The organism is Dyella sp. (assembly GCF_035508675.1).
Classification (GTDB): Bacteria; Pseudomonadota; Gammaproteobacteria; order Xanthomonadales; family Rhodanobacteraceae; genus Dyella_B.
Genome location: NZ_DATJMN010000281.1, coordinates 1 through 11360, shown reverse-complemented (window position 1 = coordinate 11360; position 11360 = coordinate 1). Strand labels below are relative to the sequence as shown.

The 11360-nt window shown below is 63.5% G+C and carries 7 protein-coding genes; 3 read left to right on the top strand and 4 right to left on the bottom strand.

The genetic code is table 11. The annotated features are described in order from the left end of the window. The first annotated feature begins 16 nt into the window (after positions 1-16). From VMA74_RS14740 to VMA74_RS14730, 3 genes are all read left to right on the top strand, one after another. On the top strand, positions 17-1636 hold the full coding sequence (locus tag VMA74_RS14740) for a trehalase family glycosidase (protein WP_325368254.1): 1620 nt from the start codon (positions 17-19) through the stop codon (positions 1634-1636). Between the two features lie 284 nt (positions 1637-1920). Then, the gene (locus tag VMA74_RS14735; protein ID WP_325368252.1) at positions 1921-2982 is read left to right on the top strand and encodes an alpha/beta hydrolase; all 1062 of its coding nucleotides are present in this window, start codon (positions 1921-1923) and stop codon (positions 2980-2982) included. Positions 2983-3060: 78 nt separating this feature from the next. Further along, complete coding sequence (locus VMA74_RS14730) at positions 3061-4500, top strand: sigma-54 dependent transcriptional regulator (protein WP_325368250.1); 1440 nt, start codon at positions 3061-3063, stop codon at positions 4498-4500. 96 nt (positions 4501-4596) lie between these two features. On the opposite strand, the gene VMA74_RS14725 is transcribed toward VMA74_RS14730, so the two are convergent. The 4 genes from VMA74_RS14725 to VMA74_RS14710 all read right to left on the bottom strand — a co-directional run bounded on the left by VMA74_RS14725 (position 4597) and on the right by VMA74_RS14710 (position 11105). Beyond that, on the bottom strand, positions 4597-6186 hold the full coding sequence (locus tag VMA74_RS14725) for a response regulator (protein ID WP_325368248.1): 1590 nt from the start codon (positions 6184-6186) through the stop codon (positions 4597-4599). A 136-nt stretch (positions 6187-6322) separates the two neighbouring features. Further along, positions 6323-6772: a response regulator gene (locus tag VMA74_RS14720; protein WP_325368246.1), complete on the bottom strand. Its 450-nt coding sequence runs from the start codon at positions 6770-6772 to the stop codon at positions 6323-6325. Further along, the gene (locus tag VMA74_RS14715; RefSeq protein WP_325368244.1) at positions 6769-8535 is read right to left on the bottom strand and encodes a sensor histidine kinase; all 1767 of its coding nucleotides are present in this window, start codon (positions 8533-8535) and stop codon (positions 6769-6771) included. The genes VMA74_RS14720 and VMA74_RS14715 overlap by 4 nt, the downstream gene beginning before the upstream one ends. 230 nt (positions 8536-8765) lie before the next feature. Further along, positions 8766-11105 (bottom strand): GH92 family glycosyl hydrolase, encoded by a 2340-nt coding sequence (locus VMA74_RS14710; protein WP_325368242.1) that lies wholly within the window; start codon positions 11103-11105, stop codon positions 8766-8768. Positions 11106-11360: the final 255 nt, after the last annotated feature.

Below are 11360 nucleotides of genomic sequence, written 5' to 3'. Positions count from 1 at the left end.
ATCAGCTTATCTCGCGCTGCTGCTGTCCGCTGCGCTGGTCGCCACCGCCTCCGCCGCCCAGCCTAATCCGGCCAAGACCCGTGCCTATATCGACCAGGCCTGGACCACGCTTACGCGTTCGCAGGACGAGTGCAAGTCGCTGCTCGATCCCAAGATCAAGACGCGTCCGGTGCTGTATGTGCCGGCGCAGTTCACCATGACGCCCGATCTGTTGCAGGTAGAGAAGCGCTGCAACATCGACGTGCATGCCTTGCCCAAGCCGGTCGAACAGCTTGGCGACATCGATGCAACCAGGCTGCCGGTGCAAGGCCTGCTCTATCTACCGCATCCGTACGTGGTGCCTGGTGGCTTTTTCAATGAAATGTACGGCTGGGACAGCTATTTCATCATGCTGGGCCTGGTGGCCGATCACCGCACCGAACTGGCGCGTGACATGGTCGACAACGCGCTATTCGAGGTGCAGTACTACGGCGGCGTGCTGAATGCGAACCGCACTTACTACCTCAGCCGGTCTCAGCCGCCGTTCCTTACGCAGATGATGGTGTCCCTGCTCGACGACCCAGCCAGTTTCCGCAACGCGGACGAGAAGCGCGCCTGGCTGGAGAAAGCCTATCCGCTGGCCGTGCGCAATCACGATATCTGGACGCGGCCAGAGCATCTGGCCGGCGACACGGGCCTGGCGCGCTACTACGACTTCGGCAGCGGACCGGTGCTGGAAGCGCAGGACAGCGAGTTCTATCGCGGCGTGATCAAGTGGCTGATCGCCCATCCCAACGATAATCCGGGATACCTGTTGAAAGCCTCGCAGCACCCGGATGCCGCCGAAGCCGCGCGCCTGAAGACCGAGAGCTGCGACGTCAGCACCTCCAAGGTTTGCGCTGGCGACTGGTACGGCGGCTATCGCTTGACGGCCGACTACTACCATGGCGATCGCGCGATGCGCGAATCGGGCTTCGATACCAATTTCCATTACGGCCCGTTCGGCGGCTCCACGCACCACTATGCCGACGTGAGCTTGAACAGCCTGCTTTATCGCTACGAATTGGACCTGCGCGACTTCGCGCAACAGCTCGGCAAGACCGCCGATGCGGAACATTGGGCGCAAGCCGCCGCAGCACGCAAGCAAGCCATGAACAAGTATCTATGGCGCCCAGAGTTCGGCATGTACCGCGACTACGACTTCGTCGCCGGCAAGCCATCCGATTCACCGTATCTCACCACGTTCTATCCGCTATGGGCCGGCGCCGCCTCGCCCGAACAAGCGGCCTCGGTACGCAGCAAGCTTTCCATTTTCGAATTGCCCGGCGGCCTGGCGATGGACAATCGGCCCAGCGGCGCGCAATGGGACGCGCCGTTTGGCTGGGCGCCGACCAACTGGCTGGCCGTGGCCGGTCTCGATGCGTACGGTTTCCATGACGATGCGCAGCGCGTCGCCGGCAAGTTCAACGCAACCATCGATCGCAGTTTTGCTGCCGACGGCACCATCCGCGAGAAATACAACATGGCCAGCGGCAATGCGAACGTGAAGATCAGCGCCGGCTACACCACCAATGTGATTGGTTTTGGCTGGACCAACGGGGTGTATTTGAAGATGGAGGAAATCTTGAGCGGGGCGAAGGAGAAGCTTGCGCAGTAGGTGTAGGTTGGGCTGGCGCGACCGGCAGGTTAGCTTGCATCTCGACATGCTCGAGGATACGTCCCTTCCCCTGCGTTAGTAGGGGAGGGCTAGGGTGGGGTGCGAGCGTAGCGAGCGGTGGGAGCTAAGCATCGCAACGGCTCATGTTCTCCCGCATGTGCTTCAGCGACACGTTACTTGCCGACATCCGTCAGCTCGCTAAAGCCCAAGCAACCCCACCCCGACCCTCCCCTGCTAACACAGGGAAGGGGGCCGGTCATCGCGAACAGACAACGGGAGGGACCATGCATACATCGCGTTTCTTATGCCTCGCAGCAGCCGTATTGCTTAGCGCAGCCGCAGCCGCGCAAGACACGTCCCCTGGCGTCAAACCCGACGGCACCGTCACCTCGCCCGCCCTCAGCATTCCCTATTCCAGCTTCGCCTCACCGCAGGCACGCGCGTTCTTTCCCAAGCTGCTCGCCGAAGGCAGCAAGGCGCCGCCGATCGATGCGCCGATCGAACAGAGTCGCGCTTTCTACGATCGCCTCAACAGCGATCGCGCCGCGCGCATGCAGAAGATGTATGCGGTCAAGATCCATAGCGAAACGATGGCCGGCGTGGGCGCCGATGTGGTGCTGCCTGCACAAGGCGTCTCGGCCGAGAACCGGCACCGCGTGCTGATCAATCTGCATGGCGGTGCATTCCTGTGGGGCGCTCACAGCGGCGGCCTGGTGGAAGCGATACCGGTCGCCAGTATCGGCCGCATCGAGGTGATCGCCCTCGATTACCGGCAAGGACCGGAGCACACCTTCCCCGCGGCGAGCGACGACGTCGAGGCGGTCTACCGCGCGCTGCTCAAGCAATACAAGCCGCAGGAGATCGGCATCTATGGCTGCTCGGCCGGCGGCATCCTCACCGGCGAATCCGTCGCGCGCCTGATCACCGACAAGCTGCCGGTGCCGGGCGCCATCGGTACCTTCTGCGGGGCGTTGCTGGATATCGAGGGCGATTCGGCCTATGTCGCACCGGTACTGAACGGCCAGGGCGTGCCGGCGCATCGCCTCACGCTGGTCGATCTGCCTTATTTTCACGGCGCGAATCCACGCGATCCGTTGGTGCAGCCGGGCTTGTCGCCAGCCTTGCTGGCCAAATTCCCACCCACCCTGCTGATCACCGGCACGCGCGACATGACCATGAGCTCGGTGCTGGCCAGCCAGCAACTGCTCGACAAAGCGGGTGTGCAGGCCGAGCTTCACGTCTGGGACGGCATGTGGCATTCGTTCTTCTCGGATCCGGAACTGCCCGAATCACAGGATGCCTATCGCGTAATGGCGAGGTTCTTCCTAAAGCACCTCAGCCGATGACCTACATAAATGCTCCGCGCTTTGCCACTTACGAGTGCGGCGAGTATCCTGAACAGAACCCATCATCGCCTACGGATCATGAGCCAACAGACCGTCCTCGTCATCGATGACGAACGCGATATCCGCGAGCTATTGACGATCACACTCGGCCGCATGGACCTGAAGGTCGATGCCGTCGGTACGGTTGCCGAGGCGCGCCAGGCGCTTTCCGAACGCAGTTACGACCTCTGTTTCACCGACATGCGGCTGCCGGACGGCAGCGGCCAGGAGATCATCGAGCTGATTGCCGCCGAATACGACGAAACGCCGGTGGCGATGATCACCGCCTACGGCAACGTCGATGCGGCCGTAACGGCGCTCAAGGCCGGTGCCTTCGATTTCGTCTCCAAGCCGGTGGACATCCAGATGCTGCGCCGGCTGGTGCGCACGGCGCTGAAGCTGGCGGAAGAAAAGCGCACCGGCGGCGGCGCCAGCCCGGCCGCGAGCGGTTCCAGCGAGCGCCTGATCGGCGACTCCGCGGCCATGCAGCAGGTACGCAATACCATCACCAAGCTGGCGCGCAACCAGGCGCCTGTGTACATCGCCGGCGAATCGGGCGTGGGCAAGGAGCTGGTGGCACGCCTGATTCACGAGCAGGGGCCACGCGCCAGCGGACCGTTCGTGCCGGTGAACTGCGGCGCGATTCCCTCCGAGCTGATGGAAAGCGAATTCTTCGGCCACCGCAAAGGCAGCTTCACCGGCGCGGTCGCCGACAAGGAAGGCCTGTTCCAGGCCGCGCACGGCGGCACGCTGTTCCTCGACGAAGTGGCCGAGCTGCCGCTGCACATGCAGGTGAAGCTGCTGCGCGCGATCCAGGAAAAGGCGGTGCGCCCGATCGGCGCGCGCGAGGAAGTCGCGGTGGACGTGCGCATTCTTTCTGCAACGCACAAGAACCTTGCCGCGCTGGTTGAACAAGGCCAGTTCCGCCAGGATCTGTTCTATCGCATCAACGTGATCGAGCTGCGCGTGCCGCCCCTGCGCGAGCGCCGCGGCGACGTGCCGCTGCTGGCCGAATTCGTGCTGCGCCAGCTGGCCGCCAAGAGCGGCGGCGGCGCGCCTGTGCGCCTGCTGCCGGAAGCCCATCAAGCGCTGGAGGATTACGACTTTCCCGGCAACGTGCGCGAGCTGGAAAACATCCTGGAGCGCGCCGTGGCGATGTGCGACGGCGACCGCATCGACACCAGCGACCTGATGCTGCCGCAACGCCCGCCGCGCCATGGCACCGACGCCGGCGCGCCCGTACACGGCGGCCATCATGCGCAACCCGCCTATCCGCCCATGCATGCACCGGCGGCGACACCGGCGGCACAGACCGCGCCCAGCGAATTGCCGCTGGACGACTACATCAGCAACCTCGAACGCACGGCGATCATGAAGGCGCTGGAAGAGTCGCGCTACAACAAGACGGCTGCGGCGCGAAAGCTCGGCATTACGTTCCGCGCGTTGCGCTACAAGCTGAAGAAACTCGGCATCGATTGACGCCGTTACCTTTCCTCGGAGGGGATAGGATCGGTTGAGCGCCTGCAGGCGCGCTTGTTTTTGATCGTAGGCCGGGATGAAATCCCGGCTGGGTCATCAGCGCTTCGATTTTTCCTTGCCGTCGCGCAAGGTTTCACGCACCGCATGCAGCAGGGCCCGCGTACCCACCGGCTTGTTCAAGCGCCGTACGCGGTTACCGTCCGGCATATGCAGTTTCGCCGAATCGGGGCTGCCATCCGCACGGCACAGCACCAGCACGCCGCGGCGATAGCCGTACTGGCTCAACGCCGCCAGCGTGCGCTCGCTGGTGAACAAGCTCATCTCGCCGTCCATCACCACCAGGTCAGGCAGGCCGCAGGCTTCGATCCATTGCAGTGCGGCGGTGCCGCTCTGGCTGCCGTGCACTTCATAACCCCAGGCGTCGAGCGTGTCGCTCAGCAGCGTCAGCTGGCCGGCCTCCTCCACCACCAGCAGCACATGTTCGGCATTGCCATGCAGGCTGGCGTCGATGTCGGCCAGCTCGAGATCCGCCGTGTCGGTGGTTGCCCGCACCAGCGGTATGTACAAATCGAAGCAGCTGCCTTCGCCAACGATACTGTCCATGCGCATCACACCGCCGTGGCTGTAGACGATGCGGCGGCATGACAGCAAGCCCAATCCGGTGCCGCCTTCCTTGGTGGTAAAGAACGGTTCGAACAAGCGCTTGCGCACCTCGTCCGTGATGCCGATGCCGGTGTCGCTGACCGACAGGCAAACGAAGTCGCCGGGCTGCGCCTCTTCGTGTTCCTGGAAAAAGCGCTGATCCAGCTTTGCCTTGCGCGTGGTAACGCGCAGCACGCCACCATCCGGCATCGCCTGGATCGCGTTGAGGCACAGGTTGAGCAGGCATTGCTGCAGCTCGGTGTGATTGCCCTCGAAGGTGAGCTGCGGATCGGCCACGTCGATGTCGAGAGTCACCGTGCGCGGCACGCTGCCCTGCAATAGCAACGACAGCGCGTCGGCCAGCGCCTGCACTTTCACCTGCTCGGCGCGGCGCGCGCCGCGCGCGAACGACAGCATGGACTGCACCATTTCCAGCCCGCGGCGTCCGCAGTCGCGCACCAGCGCACCGAGCCGGGCCAGGCGTGGATCGTCCTGGTAGTCATGCAGGCTGTCGCCGGCCAGCAACAAGGGTTGCAGCAGATTGCGCAAGTCGTGGCTCAGGCCGCCGGCCAGCATGGCCAGGCTCTCGAAACGCTGGATGCGGATCAGCTCCGCCTCTGCCCGTGCGCGCGCCCGTTGTTCCTCCGCTTCGCGCAGTGCGCGGCGCACGGCGCTGGCCAGCCGCGCCGGGTTCTGCTTGAGGATGTAATCGGTGGCGCCTTCGCGCAAGGCGGCGATCGCCGCCTCCTCGCCCAGCGTGGCCGACACATAGATAAACGGAATCTCCTCGCTGTGATCGCGCAGCAGCTCCAGCGCACGCTGGCCGGAGAAGCCGGGCATGCTGAGGTCGGACAGCACGATATGCGGCTTGAACTCCTTCAAGGTCTGCACGTAGGAGGGTTCGTCGTCGACCAGGCGCACGTCGTACTCGATCCCGTCGGCCTGCAGTTCGGTGAGCACCAGCTCTGCATCGAGCGTGCTGTCTTCGACCTGCAGCACCCTTATCCGGGGTAACGAACGCGGCTGGCTGGACTTGTCCGGCATTCCCTGTGGTTTCCGAGTGGATTTGACCATCATATTTCAATCGAGGAGCCGCGAATCAGGACGCGGGAACCGTAAATCGTTAAAAAGCGACGACGTCGCTCCTTCGATTCCCGAGGAACGACGTTACGACTCCGGACTAGCCGGCGCCCCCGGGAGCCTGGTTCAACACGCCCCAGAACTGGCCGAGCGTGCGCACCGCCTGGAAAAACTGCGCCACGTCCACCGGCTTGATGACGTAAGCGTTTACCCCCAGGTTCCAGCTGCAGGCCAAATCGCTTTCCTCGCGTGAGGAGGACAGGATCACCACCGGCATGCGGCGGAACCGCTCATCCGCACGCAGGTGCGTAAGCACCTCCAGCCCGTTCAGGCGCGGCATCTTGATATCCAGCAGCACGACCGCCGGATCGTCTTCCTGGCGGCCGGCGAAGGCCCCGCGCGCGTACAGCCAGTCCAGGCAATCGACGCCGTCCTCAAGGTGAATGACCGGATTGGCCAGGTGCGCCTCGCGCAGCGCGTCCATGGTCATTTCAGCATCGACGGGGCTGTCTTCGACCAGCAGGATGGGGCGCAGCGTCGTGTGCTTCATGTCGAGGGCGCCGGCGGCTCGATGGCCGCCAAGGTGAAGTGGAAACGGGCACCGTGCTCAGGTTCCCCTTCAGCCCAGGCGCGGCCTCCGTGGCGCATCACGATGCGCCGCACATTGGCCAGGCCGATGCCGTTGCCGGGAAAGTCGCTGGCCTTGTGCAGTCGCTGGAATACACCGAAAAGCTTGTCGACGTAGCGCATATCGAAACCGGCGCCGTCGTCGGCGATGGTGAATTCGTATTCGCCGCCCTCCTGGTGCCGCACGGAAATGTCGATGTGCGCAATCTCGCGCTGACCGGTGTATTTCACCGCGTTGCCAATCAGGTTCTGCCACACGGTGCGCAGCATGTTCTCGTCGCCCACCACCGTCGGCAGCGGATCGATCTTCCAGATGATGCGCCGCTCCGGCGCTTCCGCTTCGGCAAGCGAGCAGATCTCGCTGACGAGCGCCTGCATGTCTACCGCCTGCAGGCGCAGCGCGCCGCGGCCCAGGCGCGAAAACACCAGCAGGTCTTCGATCAGCTGCGCCATGCGGTGCGAGGCATCGCGTACCACGCCCAGGTAGTGGCGGACGGTGTTGTCGGCCTGCTCGCCCAGATGGTCTTCCAGCTTTTGCGCAAACGCGGTGATATGCCGCAGCGGCGCGCGTAGATCGTGCGAAACGGAATAACTGAAGGCCTCCAGCTCGCGGTTGACGTCGGAAATCTGCGCCACCTTGTTTTCGAGCTGGTGATTGAGCTCGTTCACTTGCTGTTCGACCAGCGCACGCGCGGTAACGTCGCTGACGGTCAACAGCAGGACGGGGCTGTCGCTATCCTCCTGCTGCAGGCGCCGCGCGTTGATCACCACATGCCGTTCGACGCCGTCGACGGTACGCTGGGTCAGTTCGAAATCCCACAGCTCGCGGTCGCGCAGCAGCACGTCGCGCAAGCGTTGCAGCAGGACGCTGTCGGCCCAGGCGCCTTGGCCGATGTCTTCCAGGTAATCGGCACGGTTTTCCTCGGAAACGCCATACAGTTCGCTGAAGGCCGCATTCACCAGCAGGCTGCGCAGGTTGTGGTCGAGCAGCGCGATCGGCTCGCGCACGGCCTGCAGGATCATCTGCGAACGCTGCACGGCCTGCCGCTCGCGCACTTCGGCTTGCAGGCGGCGGCCGATCTGCCGCTCGGACACGATCACCATGATGATCAACATCAACAGTTGTGCCGCGGCGGTCAGCGCCAGCACCAGGCTGCTGTTGTCCGATTGCTTGCGTGCCGCCTCGTGGCGCTGCTGCAGGGTCTGCTCCGCGTCGGCAACCATCTTGGCTGCCACTGCATCGATATAAAACAGCGCTTCGGCGTCGCGCAAGGCCTGTTCCGCGCCGGCCCGGTCGTTGTGCTTGAAACGCTGCACGGCCTGGTGCAGCAGCGCCAGGCGGCCGTTTTCCACCGCACTCAGCTGTTCTGCCAAGTGCTCCTGCGTGGTGTTGTCGGCAGTGATGTGGCGCAGTTCGTCAAGCAGGCCCGGGATCTCGTTTTCGGCGCTCTGTGCGATCGAATCGGCGCGACTGGACAGATCGCCCGCCAGCAGGTGCTGCAGCGCCGATTCGGCGTCATGGGTCTGGCCGGTGATGCGATAGACCAGTGCCTGCACTTGGGCCGAGCGCGTGACCCGTTCGCCGGCGCGCAAGGATTCTCTGGAACTGCCGCGCATAATCAGGTACGGCAAGGCGACGATGACCAGCACGGCCAGCAACAGGCCGCCAGTGCGCCAAGGCATCATTACTTGTCGCACGCCCCCACGGATCATCGACGGTCCTTGGTCCTTCGTATCGGCAGAATGCATGCATTCTGCGCATGTTTTGCGCCCACTGACTAGTACAAGGTCATTCGCTCACACGAAGGCGCGCGATACGCGCCTTGACTTTTGATGAAGGGAATATCCATCGAAAGAATCAGACGGAAAAACACCTGTCTCCCCCACCTCTGTGCCCGTTACGGATTGCCTGCCGGCTACCGGTACGGGCTCATCGACGCAGGGCGTGCCGACCTGGCCTTGCCCCAGTCCTTGTTCGGCTGCGCCTGCATCGTGAAATGCAGCTCGCCGCCGGCCAGGATGTCCGCATGCTTGAGGTAGACGCGATCCAGCGGTTTGCCGTTGAGCGTGACCTGGCCGACGTACGGATGCGTGTCGTCGAACGGCGCAGCGGTGATGGTGAAGGTGCGGCCGTTGCTCAGGTGAATCGCCGCGCGCGGCAGGAAGGGCCGGCCGATGGCGTATTCATCGCTGGCCGGCGTGACCGGATAGAAGCCCAGCGCGGTGAAGATGTACCAGGCGGACATCTGGCCCAGGTCGTCGTTGCCGATCAAGCCGGCCGGACCCGGGCCGTATTCGTTGTCCATGATCTGCTTCAACCTGGCTTGCGTCTTCCACGGCTCGCCGGCGTAGTCGTACAGATAGGCGATGTGGTGGCTGGGCTCGTTACCATGCGCATACCAGCCGATCAAGCCGGTGATGTCTTCGACATTTTTGAAGATGGACGGATCGACCTTGGCGTCGAACAACTCGTCCAGCTTGTGCGTGAACGCGTGGTCGCCACCCATGGCGGTGATCAGCCCTGCCACGTCCTGCGGCACGTACCAGGAGTATTGCCAGGCATTGGCTTCGGTGTAGTCATCACCGTAGCCGGCGCTGGTCGGATCGAACGGTTCGCGGAACTTGCCGTTGGACAGGCGCGCGCGCATGAAGCCGGTTTTCGGGTCCCACACGTTGCGCCAGTAGCTGGCGCGCTTCTCGAAGCGGCCGTAGATGTCGTGCTTGCCCATCGCCTTGGCCATCTGCGCAATGGCCCAATCGTCATAAGCATATTCCTGCGTCTTGGAACCGCCTTCCACTTCCTTGTCGATGGGCACGTAGCCGAGCTTCATATAGTCAGCGAGATCGCCATAGTCGCCGTAGGTGGCGGTAGACACCATCGCCTTCATGGCCGCGTCGGCGTCGAAGCCGCGAATGCCCTTGATGTAGGCATCAGCGATGATCGCGACCGCGTGATAGCCGGTCATGCACCAGGTTTCCAGGCCCTGGTAGGCCCACACCGGTAGCATGTGGAACGGACTGGCCTGCTGCGCAGCCAGCAACGAGCGCACGAAATCCACCGTGCGATCCGGATGCAGCAGGATCAACAGCGGCTGCTGCGCGCGATACACATCCCACACCGACCAGCTCGAATAGAAATCAAAACCGTCGGCGTGATGCACCTGGTAATCAGGGCCGCGGTATTCGCCATTCACGTCCATGCTCAGGTTGGGTGCGATCATCGCGTGATACAGGGCGGTGTAGAACTGCGTACGCAGGGTTTTCGGCCCGTCCACATCGATCGGCGCGAGCGCCTTGTTCCAGGCTTCCAGCGCAGCCTGGCGCTGGGCATCGAAATCCCACCCCGGGCCATCCTGGTCGAGATTGGCGATGGCGTTGGCTTCGCTTACCGACGACACCGCCACCTTCACCAGCAGCGGTTGCGTGAGTTCACCGAAATCGAACACGCCCTCGAGCGCACGGCCGTTCTGCGCCTGCTGGTCTTGCGGTTGATAGCCCGGCCCCTTGAAGCCCTTGTAGAGCAAGTCGGTTTCGCGGTTGTAGAGCTCGCGCGAGGTCATCGGCTGGTTGAAACGCATGGCAAAGCACAGCTCACGCCCGGGCGCCCAGCCGCGCGTGGTGCGGCAGCCGGTGACGGTGCCATCCGCGCGCACTTGCAGGTTCGACCACAGCACCTTGCCCGGGTAGTCGTAGATGCTAGGGCGAAGATCGAGCAGCAGGTGCGCCGGCTTACCAGCGGGAAAGGTGTAGCGATGCCAGCCCACGCGGCGGCTGGCGGTGAGTTCGGCACGCACGCCATAGTCGGCCAAGGTCACGGCGTAATAGCCGGGCTGCTCCACTTCGGTGGCATGGTCGAAGCGCGAACGGTAGCCGCTGCCGGGCACTTTCTCGTCACCCGGATCGAGCTTGACGTCGCCGCTGATCGGCATTACTAGCACATCGCCCAGGTCCGAATGACCGGAGCCGGAGAAATGCGTGTGCGAGAAGCCCATGATGGTGGGGTCGCCGTACTGGTAACCGGCCGCCCATTTGTAGGCATGCTTGAAGTCCGGCATCGCGGTGTCCGGCGACAGTTGGATCATGCCGAACGGCACCGTGGCGCCCGGGAACAGATGGCCATCGCCACCGGTGCCGATGCGGGGATCGACCTTGTTCGCATGCGGCTCGGCCGCTCGCGCGGCAGGCGCGGCGGCGAGAGAGGCAAGCGCGGCGAGAATCAATAGGGAAAGGCCAGAACGAAGCAGGCGATGGTTCATTGAAGGGGGGCCTGTTAATGTGTTCGGTTGAAGCAGGCTGGGGAGTCTGGAGAAACCCATCCTGCGGGCTTTTGTCCCTCGCGAGACAGGGCCAAAAGTGGGATTGACGCTTTGGATCGTTCCAAGGCGCAGGACGCTAGCACTGGGGCGGAGGCTTGGCATGCTGCATTGCAGGATCACAACTTCGCGGGTTCGGGTACATTTGGATCGTTATAAAGGCGAGGTTCTGGCATAAATGGGGAACACACCGCCGGT